At 58.3% G+C, this 240-nt stretch carries 1 protein-coding gene; it reads right to left on the bottom strand.

What is annotated here, in order from left to right; all coding sequences use genetic code 11:
* Positions 1–41: 41 nt before the first annotated feature.
* Positions 42–240 (bottom strand): hypothetical protein (locus AC0L3B_RS40205; RefSeq protein ID WP_473383588.1); only part of this gene is annotated, 199 nt, incomplete at its 5' end.

The following is a 240-nucleotide window of genomic DNA, read 5'->3' on the forward strand; positions in this document are numbered from 1 at the left end:
GACAGGGTGCTTCTCCACACCTTGAAAGCCTGCTCTACGCCTCAGCGCAGGATCATCGCCAGGTACTGCGCCAGGTGCATCGGTTGTCGGCCACTGACGTTGCGTATTTGCCCCCGGCAACTGAATCCATCGGCCACAACCCGGACGTCCTCGGGCAATTTATCCAGGTGCGGCTTGAACTCCTGCTCACCGATTATCTTGGCGATGGGTGCACTTTTTTGATGGTAGCCATAGGCCCCG

The organism is Bradyrhizobium sp. Kon56, from assembly GCF_055807635.1.